Origin of the sequence: Microcoleus sp. Pol8_D6, from assembly GCF_036700965.1 — a bacterium.
Classification (GTDB): domain Bacteria; phylum Cyanobacteriota; class Cyanobacteriia; order Cyanobacteriales; family Microcoleaceae; genus Microcoleus.
Map to the genome: position 1 here is coordinate 36,241 of NZ_JAUBPW010000003.1, position 25,256 is coordinate 61,496.

The window sequence follows — 25,256 nt, forward strand, 5'->3', positions numbered from 1 at the left end:
GAAGAGGGAAGATAGTTTTTCCTTCCCCTTCCCCCTCTTAAGAAAGTTAAGATGCGGTTGTTGCTGCTACTTTCTGGGTGTTGCTACCTTGATTTTCCAGTTGAATTAATTCAACTTTATATCCATCTGGATCTTGCACAAAAGCGATGACAGTTGAACCGTGCTTCATCGGGCCGGGTTCCCGAATAACTTTACCGCTGCGGGCTTTAATTTCTTCGCAAGTACCGTAAATGTCGTCAACGCCGATCGCAATATGACCGTAAGCATCCCCCAAATTGTACTCTGTGACGCCCCAGTTGTATGTTAATTCCAAAACTGTAGTGTCGGATTCATCGCCGTAGCCCACAAAAGCCAGAGTAAATTTACCGTCTGGATAGTCCTTTTGCCGCAGCAATTTCATGCCCAGAACCTCAGTGTAAAATTTGAGGGACTCTTCCAGGTTGCCGACTCGGAGCATCGTGTGTAGTAGTTGCATTTAGCTCACTCCAAATTTTTTAAGCTTTCATCTATTTTAGCGATTTCTTGCTGAAAAAACTCGCGCCTCAACCGTCGCAATTGCCACAGGTTGACAACTGTCTATTTGATTTATCTTTGTACTTCCACCACACCCCTAAACATATTCATGCCGCAAGTAAATAGGTATCGTCCAGGTTGTTGAGGGGTGAATTCAACAGCCATTACCTGATTTAGAGGTAATTCTCGCACAATGTGAAAATCTGGTAACACCACTTTTTCAAGACAACTGTTGGGGTCGCGCCTTAAGAAATTGAGCCTGACTAATTGACCTGCTTTCACAACTACAGTGGCAGGCTCATAACCCCCGTCTACAGTAATAATCAACTCTTGTATCCCCTGAATATATTCAGCTTGCTGCCCTTTAGCTTTACTGAACAAAAACCACCACAATTCCAAACCAATTAATGTCAAACCACCTATTGTGATGCCAACTTTTAAACCTAGTGGCTGTTCAATGCTGCGGAATTGAGTCGTTGAAGTAGAATGCGGGACGGACATTTCGGAAGCTTGAACTCCCGATGCCATTCCCATCACAAGTCCTAAACTCGCGAGACTTCCCCAAATTTGACTAGGCTGTAACATTTTTCTAATTTCTCCCAATTTATGCACTAGATTTGGCTTTAAAATTCCGCAATCGCAAAGCATTAGTAACTACAGAGACTGAACTGAAAGCCATTGCTGCACCGGCGATAATTGGATTGAGCAGCCAGCCGAAAATAGGGAACAAAATGCCCGCCGCGATCGGTATTCCAGCGATGTTGTAAATAAACGCAAAAAATAAATTTTCCCGGATGTTCCGCATGGTGGCGCGGGAAAGTTTAATTGCTGTAACTATGCCTTGCAAATCTCCTGAAATTAAGGTAATGTCACTGGCTGCGATCGCCACATCGGTGCCGGTGCCGATCGCAATTCCCACGTCTGCTAAGGCCAAAGCCGGTGCATCGTTAATCCCGTCTCCCACCATCGCGACAATTTTTCTTCCCCGTTGCAGGGCTTGGATTTGAGCTGCTTTTTGGTCGGGTCTAACTTCGGCAAAAACGCGAGTAATGCCCACGGATTGGGCGATCGCCTCCGCAGTCGCGCGGTTGTCCCCCGTCAGCATCGCCACCTCCAAACCGAGTTTTTGAAGCGCTTTCACCGCCTGCGCTGACGACGGTTTGAGAGCATCAGCAATGCCCAGAATTGCCTCTATTTTGCCTTCTACAGCCATCCAAACAACCGTTTTGCTCGCAGCTTCCAAAGCTCTCCCGCGCAGTTCCAGATATTCAGTATCGCAGCCTAGTTCCTGCATCCACCTCAGCGTTCCCAGGGCGATCGACTTTCCGGCTACAACTCCGCGAACACCACTCCCGGCGATCGCCTCAAAATCCTTAACATCCGTCAAATTTACCTCTTGAGATTGAGCGTATCTAACAACAGCTTCCCCCAAAGGATGCTCCGAATTTCGCTCGACAGACGCCGCCAATTGCAGCAACTTTAACTCATTGCTATTCTCCGTTCCTTTAATTGTCACAAAATCAGTTACAGTCGGCTTACCTTCAGTAAGAGTTCCTGTTTTATCTAACACAATGATTTGGATTTTGTGAGCCAATTCTAAACTCTCCGCTCCTTTAATTAAAATTCCGTTTTCTGCACCTTTACCCGTGCCAACCATCACAGCAGTCGGAGTCGCTAAACCCAAAGCGCAGGGACAAGCAATAATCAAGACTCCCACCATTGTCACGGTCGCTAGAGTGAAGTTTCCGGTCGTGTTAAACCAGATAATAAAAGTAGCTAAAGCGACGGCAATTACTACAGGAACAAACCAACCAGTAACTTGGTCTGCTAACTTTTGAATCGGTGCTTTTGAACCCTGTGCATCCTGCACCATCTTGACAATTTGAGCTAAAAATGTATCTTTGCCAACTCTTGTCGCCCGAAACTTGAAGCTGCCAGTTTTGTTGATTGTGGCTCCGATAACTTCGTCGCCAAGTTGCTTTTTGACAGGCAAACTTTCTCCCGTAACCATTGCTTCGTCTACTGTGGAATAGCCTTCAATTACCTCTCCATCTACGGGGATTTGCTCTCCCGGCCGCACCTGCACGACATCGCCAATTTCCACTTGGGCGATCGGCACTTCCAACTCTTCCCCGTTGCGAATTATCCGAGCAGTTTTTGCTTGCAAACCCATGAGTTTCCGAATGGCTTCGGAAGTCTCTCCCTTCGCCCGATTTTCTAGGGTTTTTCCCAACAAAATTAAGGCGATAACGCTGGCTGCTACTTCATAGTAAACGCTAGGAGTCAAACCTTGGGCTGTCAAGAAACCGGGAAAAAATGTCACAAATACAGAATAAAAGTAAGCAGCACTCGTTCCCAAGGCAATCAAGGTATCCATTGTCGCCACCCGCCGTTTGAAAGATTTCCAAGCTCCTACATAAAACGATTTGCCACACCAAAATTGTACGGGTGATGTTAGGACTAATTGCAGCCAAAAATCGTGCAGCCATGCGGGAATAAATGGCAGATGCAAGCCGGTCATCGCTGGAATAGCGCCCACAACTAGCAGGATGCTGATGATACCTGCTGTCCAGAGTTTCCGCTGCAAGGTTTGAAATTCAGATTTGCGATCGGCTTGTTCGGAATCATCCTCTGTCGCCGCCATTTCTTGAAGCGGTAAAGCTTGGTATCCCGCATCATCAACCGCTGATTGAATTGTTTCTAAATTGGTTTGCTTGGAGTCGTATTGGATGGTTGCTTGTTCCATCCCAAAATTGACACGACAGTCAATTACGCCGGGAACAGATTGAATTGCTTGTTCGATAGATGAAGCACAAGAAGCACAACTCATGCCCCGCAATTTAAGAGTCAGATTGTCCATAGATGCCATCCTCAATGAGACATTTACCTTTTGTCTTTAAAGAGTTGGATAGCCCGCCGATGCGATCGCTTTCCTCACTTCACTTTCGGACTTAGCGGTTTGAATCGTGACCAATTTTGTCTTGAGATCCGCCTCAACGGTTGAGGCTGAGTCAATGGCTTGGACTGCTTTTGTGATTGTAGTCGCACAAGCAGAACAAGCCATCTTAGGCACTTTTAGCTGTAAAGTCATAATTTGAACCTCAGCAGAAACTACTCTGCTCAATCAATGAATTAACTCTATTGTAAAGTCTCCAGTACACAGGAGAGTCAAGGGGAATTGCAAAATAAATCAGGAATTATGAAAAAACTGGTTTGACACGCTACCCCTAGGGGTAAGGCGCGCACTGTGTACCCTACATAATTAGGTTGTGAGTCCTGTAAATCTTAACTTTGAGTGCGATCGAGGGCACAGCAATAATTTTTTACAATTCCCACTAAAAAATTTCATCCTAATTTCATTTATAGGTGAAAAGCTGAAGATAAATGACCGTTTTAAGGATATAAGCTCTATGAAACCAATTTCATTGAAAACAGGCTTTGCAGCGCTGATGTTGACCGCCACAGCCGTTGTAACCAGTGGAGTGCTTGCAGCTTGTTCCAAAGCCCCTTCCAGTAAAACTCCCGCCCCAAATGTTACCGCTGCAACCGAAGCAAACAACCAGCAAGACGTGGTACAAGGCGGTGGCATGGGTGGCATGAATCATGGCATGAATCACGATATGTCAATGGATTTAGGCCCTGCTGATGCCGACTACGATTTGCGGTTTATTGATGGGATGACTGTACACCATCAAGGTGCTGTAAACATGGCAAAAGAGGTGCTTAACAAATCCAAACGCCCGGAAATGAAAAAACTTGCCACTGATATAATTGCTGCTCAAAACCGCGAAATAAATCAAATGAAAGAGTGGCGAAAAACTTGGTATCCCAAAGCCAGCAGTACGCCGATGGCTTATCACGCTCCAATGGGTCACATGATGGCAATGACTCCTGAACAAATGCAAAGCATGATGATGAGCATGGATTTAGGGGCCGCTGACGACCAATTTGACTTGCGATTTATCAATGCGATGATTCCTCACCACGAAGGAGCTTTAGTGATGGCTGAAGATGCTTTGAAGAAGTCAAAACGCCCGGAAATGAAGAAATTGTCTCAAGAAATTCTGACTTCGCAAAAGCAAGAAATTGAGCAAATGAAACAGTGGCGGCAAGCTTGGTACAAACAGTAATTTAGCTACCCTAAACAAAAGGTGACATAAATCCCCAAAATGAGTGACATTAATCACAGTAGCTCAAGAGTTCCGAAAATACTTGCTTCACAAAAGCAAGAAATTGAGCAAAGGAAAAAGTGGCGACAACCTTGGTAGACAAAGTAATGTAGCTCGACTGTGGCTGTCAGCATTTGTCTGACTCCACCTCAGTTTCCTGAGAGTACCTACACATACTGTAGATAATTGAACCGTCCTACCTCTAAAGTAGTAGAAAATTACGTAAGAATACTGTAGACACTGGATTGACTCTACCTCTAAAGTAGTAGATAGGTCAGCAAAAAGCTATATAGATAGAGAGGGTAGTTTATGATATTGAATAGCTTGGAATTAAACACCACTTATAAATCAAATACAGCCGTAGATGATCTAGTGAGCGCATTGACAAACGAAATTGAAGCGCGAGCAGAGATTAAAAAACCGGAAAAAAATATACAGCCCAATCGCTTGTCATTAGGTGAAACTTATCTTCGTATTTTAGAATCTGGTGGGCATCTGGGCTGCTGATGCGAAATTTCATCCTAATTTCATTTGACCGTGAAATACTAGGTTGAGTAGAGCATTTCTAGCTCTTGGTCATTGCTTAGCGGTCGCTTCTTGGAAAATGCTAATAAGTAACTTTACTTAATGGGTATCACTTACTTACCTTGGCACAATACCAACTGCTAAACCTGTGGCACTCAACCTGATTTCAAGGAAAATGCCAACGATGATATTCCACAAATATGCTCAATGTCCAGCAATTATTAGCAGCTTTTCGGGAAGTTTGTTCAGCCTAATTTTGCTAAGTTCTCCTGCCGCTGTTTTTGCCCACGCTGGTCACGGAAATGAATTTCACCATAGCGGCGAAACAACGGAAACTCCTGCTGCTATTTCTGTGGATGCCGAAACAGCAAAACGATTAGGAATTAAAGTCTCCCCTGCCGCTCGCCAGCGACTAGATATCGGCATCAAAACCACAGGACAAATTGAAACTTTACCCAACGAAAAAGTAGAAGTTACGGCTCCTGTTGCTGGGAAAGTAGTAGAGTTGCTGGTTAAGCCTGGGGACAAAGTATCAAAAGGTCAACCAATTGCGGTTTTATCGAGTTCAGAATTAGGACAATTGCGGGTTGAATCTCTCTCGAAACGTGCGGAAGCTGAGGCAGATTTGCAGCAAGCGGAAGGCGATCTAAAACTAGCACGAGAAAATTACGATCGCCAAAGTCAAATATCCGCAGCAGAAATCGCCCAAGCCCAAACCCAATTGACAGCGGTAACTAAGCAGTACCAGCAAGAACAAGAATTAGTAAATAATCGTTCCGTGGTGCAAGCCGCTCAAGAAAACTATCAGCGTCAAGTTGAAATAGCGCAAGCAGAAATAGCGCGGGCAGAAACAGAATTAACTGTTGCTAAAGAACAGTTCGATCGCGACAAAGAATTAGCGGCATCAGGAGCGATCGCGCGGCGCACAATGCTGGAATCGCAAGCCCACTTCGCAGAAGCAAAAGCCGCTGTTGCTAAGGCAAAAAGCCGTCCTGAAGTTATCAAAGCCCAAACCGAAATTAAACAAGCCGAAGTAGACCTGCCGATGCGGGAATTGCGGGAATCTCAAGGCAGAGTAGCAGAAGCAAAAGCTCAACTTACCAGAGCTCAGAGCCGCCGGGAAGTCCTAGAAGCCGAGAACCAACTCAAACGCGGCAAAACTGCCGTCGAAGTCGCTCAGTCGCGTATTCGCTTGGCTGACGCAGCCTATCAAGCGCGGCTGCAACAATTAGGAACTGCTGCCAACGATCGAGGACTCGTTACCGTAGTGGCTCCGATTTCGGGGACGGTAGCCGATCGCGAAATCACCCCAGGAGAGTCAGTAGACGCAGAAAAACCGTTGATGAGTCTGTTAAATGACAGCCGCGTTTTTGCCACAGCCAATATTTACGAAAAAGACCTGAATCAAGTAAAAAAGGGTCAGGAAGTCAGAGTAAATGTCGCTAATTTACCCGATCGCACTTTCAAGGGAAAAATCGCCTTAATTGGGTCATCCGTGTCAGGAGAAACGCGGGTGGTGCCGGTGAAAGCAGAACTAGATAATATTAACGGTGAATTAAAGCCAGGATTGTTTGCGGAGTTGGAGATTTTAACCGACAAAACTACAACAAATATTTTAGCAATTCCGAGTGCGGCGGTAGTGGATGTTAGCGGGAAAAAAACCGTTTACCTCCAAAATGGTAATGCTTATCAAGCTGTTGAAATTGAACTGGGTCAAACGGCCGGAGATTTAGTTGAAGTGAAGAGGGGTTTATTCGAGGGAGATTTGATAGTAACGCAGCGAGCACCTCAACTTTACGCACAATCTTTGCGGGGGGACAGCAAGCCCTCAAAAGACGAGGCAAAGAAAGACGCAACTCCAAAGGTAACAGAAATTAATTTTAATAATTTACCCGTGTCTTTATGGTGGGCGGGAATAGGGGGAGGAGTGGCGATCGCATCCCTGACTTTCACAGCCGGCGTGTTGTGGGGAAATCGCCGCAAATTGCCAGCAATAGCAGCGGATTCTGGAAACAATGCTGCAAATAATGGTTTTTCCGCCTCTACATCGACCTGGGACGAGGAATTGCTGTTAAACAATAACAACCATCACGTTAAAACTCAAGAGACAGAAGTCAAGAGTTTAAAGTAACAGCACGACACGAAAGTCACGGATACATGGAGAGCTGTTTTTATCAAGGCCCAATGCCCAATTCCCAATTCCCAATTCCCAAATTATTAAATGTTCAGCACAATTCTGAGATGGGTAATTAACCGTCGCTGGCTAGTCGTTGTCGCCACGATTATTGTTAGTCTGTGGACATTTTCTATCATCCCCAAAATGTCGCTTGATGTCTTCCCTCCTTTTGCACCCCCGCAAGTCGAAATTCAGACGGAAGCACCGGGACTCGCGCCAGAAGAAATCGAGTCTTTGGTAACACTACCGATCGAAAGTGCGATTAATGGAACTCCTGGGGTGACAGCAGTGCGATCGTCTTCGGCTGTGGGCCTTTCTGTGGTTAAGGTAATCTTTGATTGGGGAACTGAAATTTATCAAGCGCGCCAATTGATAACAGAACGGTTGCAACAAGCGCAAAGCAAACTCCCGGCTGGAGTAGAAATACCACAAATTTCTCCCACAACTTCTCCTGTGGGCACTGTTATTACCTATGCTTTTACCTCGGAAACTACTCCTTTGATGGAAGTGCGCCGTCTAGTTGATTGGCAAGTCACAAATCGGCTTTTGGCAGTGACTGGCGTTGCTCAAGTGGTGGCTTATGGCGGGGAAGAAAGGCAGTATCAAGTATTAGTAGAACCTGCCAAATTGAAAGCTTTTAATGTGTCTTTGCAGCAAGTTGCTGAAGCGGCGGCGGCTGCGAATGTTAACGCGCCTGGGGGGTATTTAATTACGCCGGATCGAGAAACTTTAATCCGGGGGGTGGGGCGGATTGAGTCTCTGGAAGATTTGCAGCAATCGGCGATCGGCTCTCGCCACGGAACACCTGTCCGAATTTCTGATGTAGCTGATGTCAAGATTGGGGCTGCTATCAAGCGGGGCGATGGCAGTTTTAACGGCAAAAAAGCTGTGATTGTGATGGTAAACAGACAGCCAGTTGCTGATACTCCGACGGTAACGAAAGCGGTTGAGACAGCAATGGCTGAGGTGCAGCAAGCTCTGCCCAAAGATATTAAAGTTACTGTGACTTTTCGACAGGAAGAATATATTAATTCCTCGGTGGAGAATGTGCGATCGGCTTTAGTTGAAGGCAGCATTATCGTCACGCTGATTCTCATCCCGTTTTTGATGAATTGGCGCACTCTGGCGGTTGTTTTGCTGGATTTCTTCCTAACTTGGCTGTTGGCGCTGCTGGCAATGTATTGGCTGGGGCTGGGATTAAATACGATGACTTTGGGGGGTTTGTCGGTGGCGATCGGTACTGCGATCGACGATGCGATCGTCTATGCCGAAAATACCTACCGCAATTTGAGAGAAAATACGTCTTCTCTGCATCCGCGCCCGGTGATGGATGTGATTTTTGATGGCAGTCAGGAGGTGCGCGATTCGTTAATTGGAGCGACTGTTATTGGCATTGTGGTGTTTTCTCCTATTTTTACTTTGCCCGGTGTAGAAGGTCGAATTTTTACGCCGATGGGGATTACTTATTTGGTAGTTGTTGTGATTTCTAGTCTGGAATCGCTGTTAATATCTCCGGCCCTTTGCGCTATTTTGTTGCCTACCAAACGTATGAATGGTAAAGAACCTTGGTTGCCGAGATTTTGCAAGCATATTTATCATTATTGTATCAGAATTTCAATGCGTTATTCGGCGATTATTTTAGCTTTTGCTGCTGCTAGTATAGTGGCTGCATTAATTTTTTTGCCATCTTTTGGGCGGGTGTTTTTGCCGGAGTTTCAGGAGCAAACTTTGGTGAATACTATTATGCTTTATCCGGGGGTGTCTTTGGAGACAACAGATAGCGCGGCTTTTGCTATTGAAGATGCACTTCAGGATGATACCAGGTTTCAATACGTGCAAGTGCGATCGGGCAGAGCTCCGGGTGATGCTGATGCTGCGGGAGTTAATTTAGCTCACATTGATATCGGTTTGAGCGAGGAGGGCATGAAAAACAGGCCGAAAACTTTGGAGTCGCTGCGGCAGGAGTTTGGTAAATTGCCGGGAGTTGCACCAAATATCGGCGGTTTTATTTCTCACCGGATGGATGAGGTTTTATCTGGTGTCAGGAGTCAGATTGCTGTCAAAATCTTTGGCCCGGATTTGGATCAGCTTCGCAGCATCGGTGCCAAAGTTGAAGAGCAAATGAAAACAGTGGAAGGCATTGTGGATTTGCAACTAGAACCGCAGGTGCCAGTGCAACAAATTCAAATTAAGTTTAACCGTCAAGCTGCGGGTAGATACGGTTTAAAAATCGGAGAGCTTTCTGAAATAATTGAGACAGCTTTAAACGGCAAGGTTGTTTCTCAAGTTTTGGAAGTGCAGCAAACTTTTGACTTAGTTGTTTGGTTGCAGCCGGAAGCCCGAAATAACTTAGAAACTATTCAGAATTTGCTGGTTGATACTCCAAGCGGTAACAAGATTCCCCTCGCCCAAGTTGCGACTGTTAAATACGGTACGGGCCCCAATACGATTAACCGCGAGAATGTTTCTCGCTTGATTGTAGCGGCGGCTAATGCTAAAGGTAGGGATTTGCGATCGGTTGTGAATGAAATTCAAGCTAAAGTCAAACGAGAGGTGCAGTTGCCTTTTGGCTATTTTATCCAGTACGGTGGTCAATTTGAAGCCGAGCAAAGAGCTTCGCAAAATATTATGATATTTAGTGCGATCGCCTTTTTGGTAATTACAGTATTGATGTACTTGTCCGTCAAGTCAATTCCTTCAACTGCTATGATTATGATTAATTTGCCTATCGGCTTAGTGGGAGGAGTAATTGCGGTAGCTTTGACGGGCGGCATCATCTCTGTAGCTTCCCTGGTTGGCTTTGTCACATTATTCGGCGTTGCTACCCGTAACGGCTTGTTATTAGTAGACAACTACAACACTAAATTTGCTGAAGGACTGCCTTTTAAGGAAGCAATTATTAAAGGTTCGATGGAACGGCTCAACGCCATCCTGATGACCGCTTTAACTTCAGCTTTGGGTTTAGCACCTTTAGTATTTGAAGGTGGGGCGGGCAAGGAAATTTTGCAACCGCTGTCCGTCGTAGTTTTAGGAGGGTTATTTACTTCTACTGCCTTGACTCTGTTAGTTTTGCCAGCTTTGTATGCTCAATTTGGGCATTTTTTACGACCTAAACAACCTCAGCGAGTTATTGAAGACGGCAAGGTAGTTAATGTGTGATATTTTCTAATTATTGTCAGTCAGCAAGGAGTCAAACAAATGAAATCGCTTAAGTCAAATTTAATTGTTCTAGGTAGTGTGGGATTGATGTTTTTGGGAGGTTGCAGTAAAGGCGACCAAGCAAGCGATCCAAATACTACTCCAGCCTCCCCTCCTGTCGCCTCTCAACCTGCGTCTTCGCCTCCCGCCCCTGCTCCTGCAACAGCAACTCAAGGGGGGCAAGTTGTAAAGTCGGGAGCTTACTATTTAGAGTTTGTACCGGAAAAAGAAGCTACGGGAACTCATTTAGATTTATTTTTGCAAAAAGGGGAGAAAAAGGAACCAGTTCCTAACGCCAAAGTGACGGCTCAAGTGCAGTTGCCGAATGGAAAGCAGCAAACCTTAGCTCTCAAGTATGATGCTGAGGGCAAACATTACGCTGTGGTGTTTCCCGGCAAAGATGCAGGAAGTTATCCCGTGAAAGTGACTGCGGATATTAACGGAGAAAAAGTTGACGGTCGTTTTACCTTCAATCAATAGATAGCTAATAACTAATGCGCTCTAAGTTAGGGGCGCATTAGTTATTAGCAACAAACAACTGCCTTCTGCATTTCCACTAAAAAGCCGATCGCGTTTCGATCGCACTTAATTTCCTATTTCGTTACCTGAGTTTTTTTGAATGGGAAGAAAACTCTACCTGCCAGACTTTGGAAGTAGATGCCACCGACAGTACCTAAAAATACCAAATAGGCGATCGCCTGCACGACATAGAGCTTATCCGTGTAGCCAAACAGCGCACTCAACAACAAACCGGGAAACTTTTCTTCGGGAAGCAATTTCGAGGTATTCCACACCATCGGCCCGAGAATGCAGGAGTGGATTTTAGTAAATCTTTCGTAATAGAAACACATCCCTGCTGACTCGCGATTTGCTTGCGATAAAATATTCACCGCGCTGTCAAATAATCCCAAAGTAGATACCACTAAACCCGCTACAATGAAGAGCAATAAAATGCCCATATATTTGAAAAACAGGCGGATATTAATTTTGACTCCCCATTTAAACAGCAGGACACCAAGTCCGGCTGCTGAAAGTATTCCTCCCAAAGCGCCGAGGGCTGGAATAATGCCTTGTTGAAACTTGGCGACGACAAACAAAACAGTTTCAAACCCTTCGCGCAAAACGGCAATAAAAACTAAACTAAATACGCCCCAACCGGCATGAGATTTGTGCGTTAAGGCGGCACTCACAGCGCCTTCGACTTCGGCTTTCATAAATCGCGCTTGCTTGGTCATCCAAATCAGCATCCAACTCAGCATTGCGATCGCCACAAGCCCAAAGATTGCCTCTAGCAGCGACTCCATAATCGGTGCAAAAGGCTGATTGGATGCGGACAAAATTTGAATAGTCCAGCCGAAAAGTATACCTATCAAAGCGCTGGCAATCAGTCCAACGCCAACACCGCCGAAAACCCAAGGACTTAAATAACTTTGTCCCGACTTTTTGAGACAAGCGAGAACGATTCCGACAACTAAGGCGGCTTCGACTCCTTCGCGGAGAGTAATTACAAATGTGGGCAATGCTTCGCCAAAATTCATTTTTTTACTTGAGGTAATATCGGGAGGTAATTGGTAATCTTTTTACCAATTACCGTGGTTTCAGTTAACTTTTTTAAGAGGCGGGTTTGAGAACTTTTTGGCTGTCGCTTTCGATGGTTTTAACTAGCTGGTTGACTTGTTCGGTGGTTTTGACGGGGGCAGGCGGTGCGATCGCCGTTGGCCAATTTGTCTTCAGTTCTGTCATGTTAGCCACAATTGCTTTGTCAATTTCCGGGCTGGTTTTAGCCACTTGCTCGGCTATATCTTTGTACAGCATTTCCGCGTACATGACAAAACCCCGCGAATCTTGATATTCAATAATTGCGGAAATTTTGCCGTTAGCAACTGCGGCTCCGTATTCGGAATTAGCTGTATCTAGCAAGCCGTTAATCACTTGCAGCACGAATTTCGGATCTTTGCGCTGCGTTTCGGGAAGGGCGGCAATTGCTCTGTCAACTGCTTGCATTGATGTGTCAAATTCCGCCTTCACTTGAGCCGGATCTTTTGCACCCGCTTTAACTAAATCCTGCAATTTAATTAAAGTAGTCTTAAATTCAGGAATTTTACGATCGTTTAGCTGATCTTCCACATCGGCATAAATTTCTTCGACTGGATGCCCGATGTGCGGTTCTGCCTGGTCTGGTTTGCCTTGATCCAAGAGTTCTTTTGCTACGATAAGATGCCCTTTCATCAAGCCAAGTTTAGTCATGTAGTCTACATCTTTGGGTTCGCCTGTCAGCACCACATTTTCAATAGTTACCAAGTCTTTGATTTGGTCAAATTGGGCTTGAGTAATGACATTTTTTGAAACCAATTCTTCGACTTTTCCGTAAGGGCGGCTGGCTTGAATTTTGTTAGAAAGTGCCGGTACTCCTAACTTGGCTTCGAGTTTATCTAACTCTGAAAGAATGGCAGTATTGATGTTGATGCCGCCTTTGCCGCCGTGGTTCATGCTGTGACCGCTTGTGGATGCGGGACTGGCTGTAGCAACGGGTGAGGCGCTGCTGTCGGTGTTGCTGGCCGTGGGGGTGGAAGCGCAACCAGCCAGAGCAACGAGGATGGCTGTAGCCGTGGCGGTCGGTAATAAGCGAAAGGATTGTAACATGGCAGTTGCTAATTTTTACGTTATGTGCTTTTCGACTCACAAGTTATTAAGAATAATTCTCAATTATTTGTGAGCTATTCATTCTACCTATTTGCGATCGAGCTTGTCAAATAATTTCATACTTTATTTGAATCGCCCCACTCTGGTAGCAGAATTTGGTTTAAGTGATGACTTCAAATACCCCCATGCAGCCAGCTTCGGCGATCGCATCTTGATGGGGATGAAACATATATTTTCCAGGGTAGCCGTAGGTAAATTCTAATATATGTCTTTCAGCTACTCCCATGGTGATGACATCAGCTCTTTCACTGGGAGTTAAAGTCATTCCCGTGCGATATAAGTCAAAAAAGTTGGCGTGCAAGTGGAAAGTTACTGCTGCTTCGTACTCAATCAGGTTGAGAACATAGAGCCGGATTAACTGATTTTTGTAAATAGGTATTGGGTTATTCATATAATAATTTGGCAACCCATTAAAAGCGTATAGTTCGTTTTTTTCATCCTCGTTTACGTCATATCCTCCCATGATTAACAATATTTCATCGGCTGGATGGCGGGGTTTTGGCGGATCGATAATGAACATTCCATATAGTCCTTTACCGATGTGGCGTGTTACGGGAGCAATATGGCAGTGATATAGATGGACTCCATAAGGATTGGCATCGAATTCATAAATAAATACCGAACCGTTCCTCACTGGTTTAACGCCATCCATTTCTGTGGGGTGAATGCCGTGAAAGTGCAGCGAGTGAGAATGTCCACCTTTGTTAGAAAAGATGACGCGGATACGATCGCCCTCAGTTGCCCTCAATGTCGGCCCCGGCACGCGATTGTTGACGTTCCATGTGTTGAAAGTGACCGCGCTGTTAAGTTGGACGATCGAAGTATTAGCTTCCAGGCGAAATTCCCGAACTGTGCGCCCGTTTTCGTGCGTCACCGTGCCGTAATCAAAATCCCGCGCAATTTGCATCGGGTTGATATTGCTGACGGTGATTGCATCTGCGGGCATAGGCGGTATTCTCGCGACTGATGTCGGTTTGCGAGCCAAGTTTTGAAGTGCGATCGCGCCGCCCGCTACCCCAGCCCCAGCTATTCCTAGCTGTAGCAGTTGGCGGCGACTCCAGCGTCCCGGCTTTTTCATGGCGGGACGATCGGATAAATCTGTCATACTTATTGAAAAATATTCTCAAAATTTTGATTGCGTTTGAGTATAAGACATTTCCAGCTTGTTGTCAATTATTGTCAACTGTGATCTTTTTCTGCGAAGTCAATCAATTTTAGATCGTAGATTTTAGATTTATTCCCGTCAGTCAGCCTGTGCGTTGGAATCAATCCGGGGGCTTGCGATCCAATTAGTTTCGGTCATAAAATTTCATGCTGATTTCATCTCAGTATGTGAGGTTAGATGTTGGGGTAGATGCTGCCGATCGCTAACAATGTATAAGAATTTACCGCTATAAATTATAGTTATGAGAGTTTTGCTAGTTGAAGATGAGCCCGATTTAGGGAAAGCGATCGAGCGAACCTTAAAGCAGGAAAAATATATAGTTGATTGGGCCCTAGATGGCAATGAAGCTTGGGAATATTTAGACAGCCAGTGGACGCAATACACCCTCGCTATTTTTGACTGGTTGCTACCAGGATTGTCAGGATTGGAACTGCTGCGGAGATTGCGTGCTAAAAATAGCGCTCTGCCAGTTTTGATGCTAACAGCAAAAGACCGAATGGAAGATAAAGTTGCGGGACTAGATGCCGGGGCTGATGATTATTTAGTTAAACCGTTCGGGATGGCGGAACTGTTAGCAAGATTGCGGGCTTTGCAAAGGCGATCGCCCCAAATTCAGCCACAACAGCTACAAGTAGGGAATCTCGTTCTCGACTGCGGAAATCGCACTGCTTGTCATGTCGATCCCCAGGGCAAAAACCAGATAATTTCGCTGACAAACAAAGAATTTCAACTGCTAGAATACTTTATGAAACATCCCAACCAAATTATCACCACTGACCAAATTCGGAATCAGCTATGGGAGGCGAGTGCAGATAGCTTTAGCAATGTGGTAGCAGCTCAAGTGCGCTTGCTGCGGCGCAAACTTGAGTCGGTTGGCGACGCTAATTTAATAGAAACCGTTCACGGGGTCGGATACCGCATGAGAAATTAAAGCTGTAGGGGCAACAGCGGGCGGATTATATCTCGTTTCCAGTATCTGGCTATAATATAGAAAATTCTATCGTCAAAATGACTGCTATGAAAGATTTAATCCAACAAGAGTTAGAAAAGCTCGATCTAGAACAACTAAAACAAGTATTTGAATTTATTGCCTTCCTAAAATTCCGTGCCCTATTAGCTACTATTCCAGCAATCGATGAAACTAACTTAGCTGCACTCTACGGCGAATTTGCCGAAGAAGACCGACAACTTGCGGAACTCGGAATAAGCGAATATGCAGAACTCCTAAAACATGAGTGATAATGTGGCATGAAAGCCAAATATAAAAAATGTATTATTACCTGGAAATGTTTATTTTTATGGGACTTAAAAACGGGTGTCATAAACCTGATTATTTAAGAGCTTATTCTCTCTTTTCTCCTTCTCTGCGTCCTCTGTGGTAGGTAAAAAAATATCATCTTCAACTAATTACCAATTACAATTACTAGCCAGATATGAAAGGTGAATCAAAATAAACTATTTAATCGAACTCGCTGGCAATTAGCCATTTCCTATGCAGCAGTAATGGGTTTGATTTTAAGCTTGCTGGGATTTGGTGTATACAAGGCGATCGCCCACGCTCACTGGGTAGCCATAGACCGGGAATTAGAATCGGTAGCGGGGACGCTACACGACAGCCTAGAACTCAAATTGCAGCAGCCCGGACGCTTGGAACCCATAGTAAACGAACTTTTGCCCAACCTCTGCCTCATTGGAGTTAAAGGCATTAAAGAACAGTTGCCAAGGCGCCATATTTTAAGCGCTATCAACCAAGGCTATTACTATATTCGTTTATTTGATGATTCGGGCAAATTAATTGCTACCGCAGGCGCTTATCCCGAAGAATTACCACCAGGATTTAACTCCCAATATTGGCAAACAATAACTGACACCAAAGGTAATGTTTATCACCAAATTTCTGTAGCGCTCCACACCCAAACACAGCAAGATTGGGGATATTTTCAAGTTGGTCGGAGCCTGCAAGACTTCAATGATTATCTCAGTACAGTGAAATGGGTTTTGAAGTTAGGATTGCCTACAGCATTGATTCTGATAGGGTTTGCTAGTTGGTTGTTGGCAGGATTGGCCATGAAACCGATTTACTCTTCCTACCGACAGATTCAACAGTTTACAGCCGATGCCGCCCACGAATTGCGGACGCCTTTAGCGGCTTCGCAGGCGACTGTAGAATCAGCGCTGTTGACGCCTCAATTAGATGAAAAAGAGGCGCGGGAAATTTTGCGGACGATCGATCGCCAAAACCGACGACTGACTCAGTTAGTGGCTGATTTGCTGCTACTGGCTCGCATGGATAATCAAGTGATACGCGATCGCCCTCAATTGTGTTGTTTGAATGACCTTGTTAGCGATTTAGTAGAGGAATTGGCCGCTTTGGCGATCGCCTCAAAGGTAGCCCTAACATCCGAAATGCGCGTACAGCAGCAATTAAATGTTGTCGGCAATTCCGACCAACTTTATCGTTTAGTTGCTAATTTAATTGTTAATGCCATTCAATACACTCCGGCGGGCGGGAAAGTAACAGTTATTTTAGATTGCAATCACATCGAGGCGATCGTTCAGGTTCAAGATACCGGTATTGGGATCGCGGCGGCAGATCTAGAGCGAATATTTGATCGATTTTACCGAGTCAACAGCGATCGATCGCGCCATACCGGCGGTTCGGGACTGGGATTGGCGATTGCCCAAACCATTGCCCGGGCACATCGTGGCAGCCTCAGCGCCAGCAGCGAATTGAGGCAGGGCGCTACTTTCCTGCTGCGGTTGCCTTTGTGAGCTACTATGTGAGGGAAACTGACATCTTGCACCATGCTCAAGAACAGGCTTTCCGGCCTGTTCCACAAAGAGTGATTCTTGTTGTGGGGTGGGCATCCTGCCCGCCCGTCAAAGGCTGATTGAGAATTGTGCAAGATGTGGGGAAAACCGAATCATCTTTTTGTGGTAATCCCTTTTGCAGAAGAGAGCACGATCGCCGAAAATCATTAAATAGCTATTTCTAAGCAATTAGCAGTCATCAGAGAGAAAAATTATGACAGTTTTAGAACAGGGAACAATCTCCATCCATACCGAGAATATTTTCCCGATTATCAAGAAGTCGCTATATACTGACCACGAAGTCTTCTTGCGGGAACTAATTTCTAACGGAGTGGATGCCATTGCCAAACTCAAAATGGTTTCTCGTTCCGGCGAATATGGCGGCGACATGGGCGAACCGCAAATCACCATAGCGATCGACAAAGAAAACAAAACCCTCTCAATTTCCGATAACGGCATCGGCATGACCGCCGATGAGGTAAAAAAATACATCAACCAAGTCGCTTTCTCCAGCGCAGAAGAATTTATTCAAAAATACCAAGGCAACGGCGACGACGCAATCATCGGTCACTTTGGTCTAGGTTTCTACTCTTCTTTCATGGTGGCGAAGAAAGTAGAGATTGATACTCTTTCTTACCAAGAAGGCTCCCAAGCAGTACACTGGTCTTGCGACGGGTCTCCCGCTTTTGAACTATCAGAATCTTCCCGCACGGAACGCGGCACTACTATTACTCTTACCCTCCAAGACGAAGAACAAGAATATTTAGAACCCAGTCGCATTAAGCAGTTAATCAAAACTTACTGCGATTTCATGCCAGTTCCCATCAAATTTGAGGGAGAGGAACTCAATAAGCACAAAGCAATTTGGCGGGAATCAGCCAGTAATTTGCAAAAAGAAGATTACTTAGAACTTTACCGCCACCTTTACCCGTACCAAGACGAGCCGCTGCTGTGGGTACACCTGAATACAGATTATCCTTTTATTGTCAATGGGATTCTTTATTTTCCAAAACTGCGGCCGGATGTCGATGTTACCCAAGGCAATATTAAGCTATTCTGCAACCAGGTTTTTGTCAGCGACCACTGCGAAGAAATTATCCCGAAATTCTTGATGCCGCTGCGGGGCGTTATTGACAGTACCGACATTCCACTGAACGTTTCTCGCAGTTCTTTGCAAAGCAATCGCACTGTGCGGAGAATCGCTGATTATATTGCGAAAAAAGTGGGCGATCGCCTGAAAGAAGTCTACCGCGACGACCGTAACGAATACATCCGCTGCTGGCAAGATATCGGCACTTTTGTCAAGTTCGGAACTCTCAACGATGACAAGTTCAAAAAGCAAGTCGAAGATATTTTAATCTACCGCAGCACCTACGAACCAACAGCCGAGAAGCCAGACACTGTAACGCCCGAAGTTCAGGTGCAAAGTGAGGAAGGAGATTTGTGGCAGGATGTGACTCCGAAGTCGGAAACTTCTACTTCGACGCAACCTTACACGACGCTGAAAGAGTATTTGGAACGCAATCAAAAACGCCACGAAAATCGCGTGTTTTATTGTACCGATCCTGCCTCTCAAGCAACTTACGTGGCAATGCACAAAAGCCAAGGTTTAGAAGTGCTGTTTATGGATTCTTTCATCGACACGCACTTTATCAGTTTCTTGGAACGAGAACACTCAGATGTCAAATTCTCGCGGGTTGATTCCGACATCGACGACACGCTAATTGACAAAGAAAAAGAAGCGGAAATTGTCGATCCGGCGACGAATAAAACTCGCAGCGAACAAGTTAAAGAAATGTTCCAAAAAGCTCTCAATAAGCCGAAAGTGAACATTCGCACAGAAGCTTTGAAGTCTGACTCTGCGGAGGGGACGCCACCTGCGATCGTACTTTTGCCGGAAGATGTGCGCCGGATGCGGGACATGACGGCGCTTTTGCGGCAGCAAGCGGCCGAATTCCCCGAAGACCACGTTTTGCTGGTGAATACGTCTCACCCGCTGATTCAAAATCTGGCGAGTTTGAGTCAGGGTGCGATTATTCAAGGCGGCGGGGAGTCTCCGTCAAGTCAGTTGGCGAGTATGATTTGTCACCACGTTTACGACTTGGCTTTGATGGCCCAGAAGGGTTTCGATGCTGAAGGGATGAAGGATTTTGTCGAGCGATCGAATCAAGTCTTGACAAAGTTGACTGAACGTGCAATGTAATTAACCCCCCCCAACCCCCCCTTGCTAAGGGGGGGAGTAAGAGTTTATTTGTATTGATAAAGGGATAAGTCAAGCCTTCTTCCTTCTTCCTTCTTCCTTCTTCCTTCGGGTATAATAAAAGGCTGCACGCAAAAAAACGGTAATCTGGAGGGCAATATGTCACGGAAATGTCAGCTAACGGGAAAGAAGGCGAATAACGGTTTTGCAGTTTCTCACTCGCACCACCGCACTCACAAATTGCAAGACGCCAATTTGCAGTGGAAGCGGGTTTGGTGGCCACAGGAGAAGCGCTGGGTAAGATTGCACCTTTCTACAAAAGCAATTAAAACCTTGCAACACAAGGGTTTGGAAATCATGGCGAAGGAAGCTGGAATTAACCTGTACAAGCTTTAAAAAACTTGGCTAAATTAAAATGAGGGCGATCGCACATTTGAGAGTGCGATCGCCCTTATTTTTAGAGAAAAACCTTTACTAAAGCTATTTTCGGCATTGTAGTAAATAAGTAGTCATCTGACCTTTGCCTTTAACTTCGATCACGCCGCGGTTTTCAAAGGAATACTTTTCTCGCAATTGCTGATAAGTTGTCTCTGTTACGTGAATGCACCCCGGCAAGCCGTGAGATTCCATGCGGGAAGCAGTGTTAACGGTGTCTCCCCATAAATCGTAAATAAATTTTTTAATTCCAATAACTCCGGCAACAACCGGGCCACTGTTAATGCCGATTCTGATGCTGAAATCTTGATTGTGGAGATTGCTGAAGTCAGTAATTGCCTCCTGCATATCGATCGCCATTTGGGCGATCGCTTCTGCGTGATCCTGGCGAGGAATGGGCAGACCTCCAACTACCATGTAAGCGTCGCCAATCGTCTTAATTTTTTCCAATCCGTGCTTTTCTGCTAGGTTGTCAAATGTCGAAAAGATGTCATTCAGCAAGGCAACTAATTGCGTTGGAGAAACTCGCGAACTAAGTTGAGTAAAGCCTACTATGTCCGCAAATAAGACAGTAACATCAGCAAAAGTGTCTGCGATCGTACTGTCTCCCCGCTTCAACCGATTTGCTATTTCTTCAGGCAAAATATTTAACAGCAAGCGTTCTGATTGTTCCTGTTGAACTCGCAGTGCACTTAAAGTCTCATTCAGAGCATTAGTTCGTTCTTTCACTCTAAACTCTAACTCGTCATTCAGCTTTACAAGCTGCATTTCAGCCCGCCTGCGGTCTGTGATATCCGTACCGATTGCCAGCATTCCCGCGAACTTTCCTGCCGCGTCAAACAGCGGTTTATTTGCCCACGATACCCAAACCCGCTCGCCGCTGCGCCGGATACTCTCATTTTCATTGCGCGTATATTGTTCTGGGTTTTCCAAAATATCTCTCAACTTGGCTGCCAAGTCATTTCCTCTTGTATCTCTCTGGGGAATGATTGTTCCCACGGCGTTTTTGCCAATTATCTCTTTTTCATCGTAACCAAAAAAATTCTGTGCAAATTCGTTAAAAAAAGTAATATTTCCTGCCCTATCTATTTTTAAAATAATGCTGTTAGCATTTTCTACTAATTCCCGATACTTAATTTCGCTTTGGCGCAGCGAATTTTCGGCTGAGGCGCGTTCGGCTACTGTCGCCGCCAACAGCAGCGATGTAACTACAATTACGCTCATAAAAGCCTGCAAAAATAAGATTGCCTGATTGATATTTTCCGCTTTGGCAATAAAGGGGCCCCCTCCCTGAGAACCGCCCCAAATGGCGATACTGGATACAATGAAAGATGCTAAAACCGCCCCTACCTGACCGAATTGAATGGTTGCCCAAATTACCAAGGGAAATGGCAAGTATTCGAGGGGATAACCGGACAGATTACTTTCACTTTTTGAGTTGTATACTAGCCAACTGACTGTTACTAATAACACCAGGCATATTGCGGCACTGATTCGATTTACAATTATTTGAGAACCTGTATTTTGTGAAGGAGTTGGTGCTGGTTTTGGGCTGTATATAATCAACAGCAGGGGAGTGAAAATTAAAACTCCTAATGTATCTCCGAGATACCAATTCCATCGAATGTGCCAATATTCGCTCCACTCAACTAAACCAGTTACACAGAGGCGAAGCGTGCCGAGAGTGCAGTTAATTTGAGTGGCAACTACAGCCCCGCAGAAAATTAAATTGACTACATCTATGAGCCGCTCTAGTGACGGGCGAAACTTTAGTTTCTGCAACAAACTAAATGCGATAAAAGCTTGCAGACAAGCACTTAAGGCAGATACTAATCCACTTATTAAGGATACTTTTTGGTTAATAGTATCGAAAAAGAAAACCCCTAAAGCTATTCCCGGCCACACCTGCCGCCCGAACAATAAAAGTGCAGCTTGTGCAATTCCTGCGGGTGGCCAGACGCACGTACCTAATGTATTTACGCCTGGGATTGAAACAGCTATTTTTGCTCCCACAGCGTAAGCAAAAGCAATGGCAGATACTCGTGCTAAGTATTGCCAATTTCTAGATTTAGGAAATCGCAGAAACTGATTTTTTTGGGGAATCATACTGATGGTTAGATTTTTAACTAACTATAGCAACTGCGCCCGAAGATTAGGGAATTCTTAATTTTGAAACATGACTTCTTATATTGCTTCTTCCTTCTTCATTTTTTTTGATGCTATAACTTGATGCCTGTAAGAAAGTAAGTGTTCATCTCGCCTTTTCCTTTAACTTCGATCGCGCCGCGACTTTCAAATACATACTTGTCCTGCAATATATCATAAATTGCAGAGGTGACTTGAATACACCCCGGCAAGCCGTGGGATTCCATGCGAGAAGCGGTGTTAACTGTGTCTCCCCACAAATCGTAAATAAATTTTTTAATACCGATTACTCCAGCGACAACTGGACCGGTGTTAATGCCAATTCTGATGTTGAAATCTTGATTGTGGATATTACTGAAGTTAGTAATTGCCTGCTGCATATCGATCGCCATTTGGGCGATCGCCTCTGCATGATCGCTGCGGGGCATCGGCAGCCCTCCAACTACCATGTAAGCGTCACCAATCGTCTTAATTTTTTCCAATCCGTGCTTTTCTGCTAGGAGATCGAATGTGGAAAAAATGTCGTTAAGCAAGGAAACTAATTCTGGCGGAGAAATTTGGGAACTAATTTGGGTAAAACCGACTATATCTGCAAATAATACTGTTACTTCGGCAAAAGTATCGGCGATGATGCTTTGGTCTTGTTTTAATCTGTCGGCAATGGGTTGTGGTAAAACGTTTAACAGCAGACGATCGGATTTTTCTTGTTCTAAGCGCAAAGCTGCTTCAGCTTGTTTGCGAGTTGTGATATCTTGAACAGTACCTTCGTAATAAAGCAAATTTCCGTAGGAATCGCGCACTGTATAAGTATTTTCCGAAATCCAAATTATGCTGCCATCTCGGCGGTAAACTTGAGATTCAAAATCCGATACTTTGCCTTGTTCTTCTATTAAGCGGACAATTTCTGCCCGGCGTTCGGAGTCAACATAAAGCTGTTGGCTAATATCAGTTAATGTGCCGACCAATTCCTCGCGTGAACCGTAACCGTAAATGCGAAGCAAAGCAGGATTGGCGCTGAGATATTGCCCATCTGGAGTAGTTTGAAAAATGCCGACGATCGCATTTTCAAAAATGCTGCGGTATTTTTCTTCAGCTTGCCGCAGCGCTTCTTCAGCCCGCTGCCGTTCTCGCGCTTCCATTGCGAAAGTTACAGAGTCTGCTAGAGAAACAGCGAAACTTTGTTCTTCAATCGTCCAAAAGCGGGGCATTCCTACGTGTTCTAAACAGAGAACTCCTGCTGTTTCTCCGCCTATTTGAATCGGCGTATCTAGCATAGAAGTGATGCCCAAGGGAATTAGGTAAGATTCCGCAAATTCTTTAGTTCTAAAATCGTTTTGCGCGTCAAATGCAGCAATTGCGCGTTCTTCTCGCAGTGTTTGAAAATAGACAGGATAGTCTGCTGCTGCTAATTTCAAACCGTGTGAGTGGTGGTTGAGAGTGCGATCAAACAAATCCAGGCACTCCATCTTGGATTTAGTGCGATCGTACAGCCAGACGCTCGATCGGGCAACTTCCAGAGTACGGCTAGCAGTTTCAGTTATTTCTTGAAGCGCTTTGGTTAAGTCGCCTTGATTCAGCGCTTTATTTTTGGCTAAATCAATTAATGCCGATTTCTGTTTCTGTAGCTGAAGTTCGCTTTGTTTCAGGGCATTTGTCCGCTCTTCAACTCGGATTTCCAGCTTTTCATTCAGCTTTTGCAACGCTATTTCAGCTTTTCGGCGATCGGTGATATCTGTCCCGATGCAGAGGATGCCCAAAAGTTTGCCCACTGAATCAACCAGCGGTTTATTTGCCCAAGATACCCAAACGCGCTCGCCACTGCGCCGGATATTTTCATTTTCATAGCTGGTAAAGCGATCGGGATTTTGTAAAAGTTGACTATAAACCAACTCTAAGTTATTCCCTTCCATGTCCGTCTGTGGAATAATGGTTCCCAAGGCATTTTTTCCCAGAATTTCTTCCTCCTTGTAACCAAAGAATTTTTCGGCAAATTCGTTAAAAAAAGTAATATTGCCGTCAGCGTCCAGTTTCAGAATAATACTGTTAGCATTTTCCACCAATTCTCGATATTTAATTTCGCTCTCCCGCAGAGAATACTCTGCAGATGTGCGTTCAGCTACTGTCGCTGCCAATAACAGCGAGGTAATCGTAATTACACCCATAAAAGCTTGCAAAAATAAGATAGCCTGATTAATATTTTCTGCTTTGGCTGTGAAGGGCCCCCCTCCATGAGAACTGCCAAAAATTGCGATGATTGAGACAATAAACGATGCTAGGATAGCGGCTCGCTGACCGAATTGAAGCGCAGCCCACATTATCAAAGGAAACGGCAAATATTCTAGGGGATAACGAGAAATAGAAGCTTCTTGTTTCGACTCAAAGACCAGCCAGCTCACCCCGATCAATAATATTAACCATACTCCTCGCTCAATTAAATAACTTTTCTTGGTTTCTGTTTGTATTTTTAAACGATTTGCGGTTACTTGAGGACGAATAAATATTAAAATTAATGGAGTTATAATTAAAACTCCCATGGTGTCTCCCAACCACCAATTCCACCGAGCAGACCAATATTCACTCCACTCTATTTTGCCAGCTAAATATAGAGAAAACGCGCCAATAGTGCAACTGATTTGAGTAGCAATTAGACCGCCAAACAAAATTAAATTAATTACATCTTTCAATCGCTCGATAGAGGGACGAAACCGGAACCAGCTCAGGGCGGTTACTGCAAAAACCGCTTGCAGAATTGCCCCGGCGTTTCCTCCCAGCCAAAGTGCAAATATCTGTTCACTTGGGTTAACGAAATTGAGCAAAAATGTGCCCAAAACTATGGCCGGCCAGACTTTACTCCCAAACAATAAAAGTCCGGCTTGGGCAATTCCTGCGGGTGGCCACACCGAGGCAGCAAAAGGATTGACACCTTGAATTGAAATTGCTAGCCTCGCCCCCACGGCGTAAGCGACAGCAACGACAGTTACTTGAACTAAGTACCGCCCAATTCGGGATTGAGGGAATCGAAGAAACTGATGGAGGTTCAGATTCATACCGAGTTTTAAGTTTTAGATAATTTCACATCTCAAGGAAGTTCGGCAACGGATTCGCTCGACGGATGTAACGGATGTAACGGATGTCAGTCCGATGTCCGTCGGAAGAAGGAAGAGGGGGGAGCATCTCATATTTGTAAAAACACTTCTTCTGGCTTCTTCTTTCTTC

At 45.0% G+C, this 25,256-nt stretch carries 20 protein-coding genes; 11 read left to right on the forward strand and 9 right to left on the reverse strand.

Features of this window, described 5'->3' with window-relative positions:
* Window positions 1-46 precede the first annotated feature (46 nt).
* The 4 genes from gloA to QUA10_RS02010 all read right to left on the reverse strand — a co-directional run bounded on the left by gloA (window position 47) and on the right by QUA10_RS02010 (window position 3,604).
* Window positions 47-475, reverse strand: coding sequence for a lactoylglutathione lyase (gloA, locus tag QUA10_RS01995; RefSeq protein WP_333080892.1), 429 nt, complete (start codon window positions 473-475; stop codon window positions 47-49).
* A gap of 110 nt (window positions 476-585) precedes the next feature.
* Window positions 586-1,098, reverse strand: a complete 513-nt coding sequence (locus tag QUA10_RS02000; RefSeq protein WP_333080891.1) for a cupredoxin domain-containing protein — start codon at window positions 1,096-1,098, stop codon at window positions 586-588.
* A gap of 19 nt (window positions 1,099-1,117) precedes the next feature.
* Entirely contained in the window at window positions 1,118-3,373 is a 2,256-nt protein-coding gene (locus QUA10_RS02005) for a heavy metal translocating P-type ATPase (RefSeq protein ID WP_333080889.1), read from the reverse strand.
* 36 nt (window positions 3,374-3,409) lie between these two features.
* The gene (locus QUA10_RS02010; RefSeq protein WP_333080888.1) at window positions 3,410-3,604 is read right to left on the reverse strand and encodes a heavy-metal-associated domain-containing protein; all 195 of its coding nucleotides are present in this window, start codon (window positions 3,602-3,604) and stop codon (window positions 3,410-3,412) included.
* 319 nt (window positions 3,605-3,923) lie between these two features.
* Between QUA10_RS02010 and QUA10_RS02015 the strand changes: the two genes are divergently transcribed.
* The 6 genes from QUA10_RS02015 (at window position 3,924) to QUA10_RS02040 (ending at window position 11,061) form a co-directional block, all read left to right on the forward strand.
* Window positions 3,924-4,643, forward strand: a complete 720-nt coding sequence (locus QUA10_RS02015; RefSeq protein ID WP_333080887.1) for a DUF305 domain-containing protein — start codon at window positions 3,924-3,926, stop codon at window positions 4,641-4,643.
* A 43-nt stretch (window positions 4,644-4,686) separates the two neighbouring features.
* Window positions 4,687-4,824 (forward strand): hypothetical protein, encoded by a 138-nt coding sequence (locus QUA10_RS02020; protein ID WP_333086157.1) that lies wholly within the window; start codon window positions 4,687-4,689, stop codon window positions 4,822-4,824.
* A 167-nt stretch (window positions 4,825-4,991) separates the two neighbouring features.
* Window positions 4,992-5,189 carry a hypothetical protein gene (locus QUA10_RS02025; protein WP_333080886.1) on the forward strand — a complete coding sequence of 66 codons (198 nt, stop codon included), beginning with the start codon at window positions 4,992-4,994 and terminating at the stop codon, window positions 5,187-5,189.
* A 202-nt stretch (window positions 5,190-5,391) separates the two neighbouring features.
* Window positions 5,392-7,338 (forward strand): efflux RND transporter periplasmic adaptor subunit, encoded by a 1,947-nt coding sequence (locus tag QUA10_RS02030; protein ID WP_333080885.1) that lies wholly within the window; start codon window positions 5,392-5,394, stop codon window positions 7,336-7,338.
* 90 nt (window positions 7,339-7,428) lie between these two features.
* Window positions 7,429-10,542, forward strand: a complete 3,114-nt coding sequence (locus QUA10_RS02035) for an efflux RND transporter permease subunit (protein WP_333080884.1) — start codon at window positions 7,429-7,431, stop codon at window positions 10,540-10,542.
* 39 nt (window positions 10,543-10,581) lie between these two features.
* Entirely contained in the window at window positions 10,582-11,061 is a 480-nt protein-coding gene (locus QUA10_RS02040; RefSeq protein WP_333080883.1) for a hypothetical protein, read from the forward strand.
* 113 nt (window positions 11,062-11,174) lie between these two features.
* Here QUA10_RS02040 and QUA10_RS02045 read toward each other — a convergent pair whose 3' ends face one another.
* The 3 genes from QUA10_RS02045 to QUA10_RS02055 all read right to left on the reverse strand — a co-directional run bounded on the left by QUA10_RS02045 (window position 11,175) and on the right by QUA10_RS02055 (window position 14,389).
* Complete coding sequence (locus QUA10_RS02045) at window positions 11,175-12,119, reverse strand: FTR1 family protein (RefSeq protein WP_333080882.1); 945 nt, start codon at window positions 12,117-12,119, stop codon at window positions 11,175-11,177.
* A 73-nt stretch (window positions 12,120-12,192) separates the two neighbouring features.
* A complete protein-coding gene (locus QUA10_RS02050; RefSeq protein WP_333080881.1) occupies window positions 12,193-13,224 on the reverse strand; it encodes a helix-hairpin-helix domain-containing protein in 1,032 nt (343 codons plus the stop codon).
* 160 nt (window positions 13,225-13,384) lie between these two features.
* Window positions 13,385-14,389, reverse strand: coding sequence for a multicopper oxidase domain-containing protein (locus QUA10_RS02055; protein WP_333080880.1), 1,005 nt, complete (start codon window positions 14,387-14,389; stop codon window positions 13,385-13,387).
* A gap of 301 nt (window positions 14,390-14,690) precedes the next feature.
* Here QUA10_RS02055 and rppA point away from each other — a divergent pair, with 301 nt between their 5' ends.
* The 5 genes from rppA (at window position 14,691) to rpmB (ending at window position 19,856) form a co-directional block, all read left to right on the forward strand.
* Window positions 14,691-15,380 (forward strand): two-component system response regulator RppA, encoded by a 690-nt coding sequence (gene rppA / locus QUA10_RS02060; RefSeq protein WP_333080878.1) that lies wholly within the window; start codon window positions 14,691-14,693, stop codon window positions 15,378-15,380.
* A gap of 77 nt (window positions 15,381-15,457) precedes the next feature.
* Window positions 15,458-15,688 carry a hypothetical protein gene (locus tag QUA10_RS02065; protein WP_333080877.1) on the forward strand — a complete coding sequence of 77 codons (231 nt, stop codon included), beginning with the start codon at window positions 15,458-15,460 and terminating at the stop codon, window positions 15,686-15,688.
* A gap of 201 nt (window positions 15,689-15,889) precedes the next feature.
* On the forward strand, window positions 15,890-17,221 hold the full coding sequence (gene rppB / locus QUA10_RS02070) for a two-component system sensor histidine kinase RppB (RefSeq protein WP_333080876.1): 1,332 nt from the start codon (window positions 15,890-15,892) through the stop codon (window positions 17,219-17,221).
* Between the two features lie 253 nt (window positions 17,222-17,474).
* Window positions 17,475-19,463, forward strand: a complete 1,989-nt coding sequence (gene htpG / locus QUA10_RS02075) for a molecular chaperone HtpG (RefSeq protein WP_333080875.1) — start codon at window positions 17,475-17,477, stop codon at window positions 19,461-19,463.
* A gap of 156 nt (window positions 19,464-19,619) precedes the next feature.
* Window positions 19,620-19,856, forward strand: coding sequence for a 50S ribosomal protein L28 (gene rpmB, locus QUA10_RS02080; protein WP_006634309.1), 237 nt, complete (start codon window positions 19,620-19,622; stop codon window positions 19,854-19,856).
* 84 nt (window positions 19,857-19,940) lie between these two features.
* Here rpmB and QUA10_RS02085 read toward each other — a convergent pair whose 3' ends face one another.
* Both QUA10_RS02085 and QUA10_RS02090 read right to left on the reverse strand, forming a co-directional pair.
* Entirely contained in the window at window positions 19,941-22,001 is a 2,061-nt protein-coding gene (locus tag QUA10_RS02085) for an adenylate/guanylate cyclase domain-containing protein (protein WP_333080874.1), read from the reverse strand.
* Between the two features lie 113 nt (window positions 22,002-22,114).
* Window positions 22,115-25,087 carry an adenylate/guanylate cyclase domain-containing protein gene (locus tag QUA10_RS02090; protein ID WP_333080873.1) on the reverse strand — a complete coding sequence of 991 codons (2,973 nt, stop codon included), beginning with the start codon at window positions 25,085-25,087 and terminating at the stop codon, window positions 22,115-22,117.
* Window positions 25,088-25,256 lie beyond the last annotated feature (169 nt).

Coding starts and splice junctions, on each gene's coding strand:
- gloA (WP_333080892.1), bottom strand. CDS start 475: ATGCAACTACTACACACGATGCTCCGAGTCGGCAACCTGGAAGAGTCC.
- QUA10_RS02000 (WP_333080891.1), bottom strand. CDS start 1,098: ATGTTACAGCCTAGTCAAATTTGGGGAAGTCTCGCGAGTTTAGGACTT.
- QUA10_RS02005 (WP_333080889.1), bottom strand. CDS start 3,373: ATGGACAATCTGACTCTTAAATTGCGGGGCATGAGTTGTGCTTCTTGT.
- QUA10_RS02010 (WP_333080888.1), bottom strand. CDS start 3,604: ATGACTTTACAGCTAAAAGTGCCTAAGATGGCTTGTTCTGCTTGTGCG.
- QUA10_RS02015 (WP_333080887.1), top strand. CDS start 3,924: ATGAAACCAATTTCATTGAAAACAGGCTTTGCAGCGCTGATGTTGACC.
- QUA10_RS02025 (WP_333080886.1), top strand. CDS start 4,992: ATGATATTGAATAGCTTGGAATTAAACACCACTTATAAATCAAATACA.
- QUA10_RS02030 (WP_333080885.1), top strand. CDS start 5,392: ATGATATTCCACAAATATGCTCAATGTCCAGCAATTATTAGCAGCTTT.
- QUA10_RS02035 (WP_333080884.1), top strand. CDS start 7,429: ATGTTCAGCACAATTCTGAGATGGGTAATTAACCGTCGCTGGCTAGTC.
- QUA10_RS02040 (WP_333080883.1), top strand. CDS start 10,582: ATGAAATCGCTTAAGTCAAATTTAATTGTTCTAGGTAGTGTGGGATTG.
- QUA10_RS02045 (WP_333080882.1), bottom strand. CDS start 12,119: ATGAATTTTGGCGAAGCATTGCCCACATTTGTAATTACTCTCCGCGAA.
- QUA10_RS02050 (WP_333080881.1), bottom strand. CDS start 13,224: ATGTTACAATCCTTTCGCTTATTACCGACCGCCACGGCTACAGCCATC.
- QUA10_RS02055 (WP_333080880.1), bottom strand. CDS start 14,389: ATGACAGATTTATCCGATCGTCCCGCCATGAAAAAGCCGGGACGCTGG.
- rppA (WP_333080878.1), top strand. CDS start 14,691: ATGAGAGTTTTGCTAGTTGAAGATGAGCCCGATTTAGGGAAAGCGATC.
- QUA10_RS02065 (WP_333080877.1), top strand. CDS start 15,458: ATGACTGCTATGAAAGATTTAATCCAACAAGAGTTAGAAAAGCTCGAT.
- htpG (WP_333080875.1), top strand. CDS start 17,475: ATGACAGTTTTAGAACAGGGAACAATCTCCATCCATACCGAGAATATT.
- rpmB (WP_006634309.1), top strand. CDS start 19,620: ATGTCACGGAAATGTCAGCTAACGGGAAAGAAGGCGAATAACGGTTTT.
- QUA10_RS02085 (WP_333080874.1), bottom strand. CDS start 22,001: ATGATTCCCCAAAAAAATCAGTTTCTGCGATTTCCTAAATCTAGAAAT.
- QUA10_RS02090 (WP_333080873.1), bottom strand. CDS start 25,087: ATGAATCTGAACCTCCATCAGTTTCTTCGATTCCCTCAATCCCGAATT.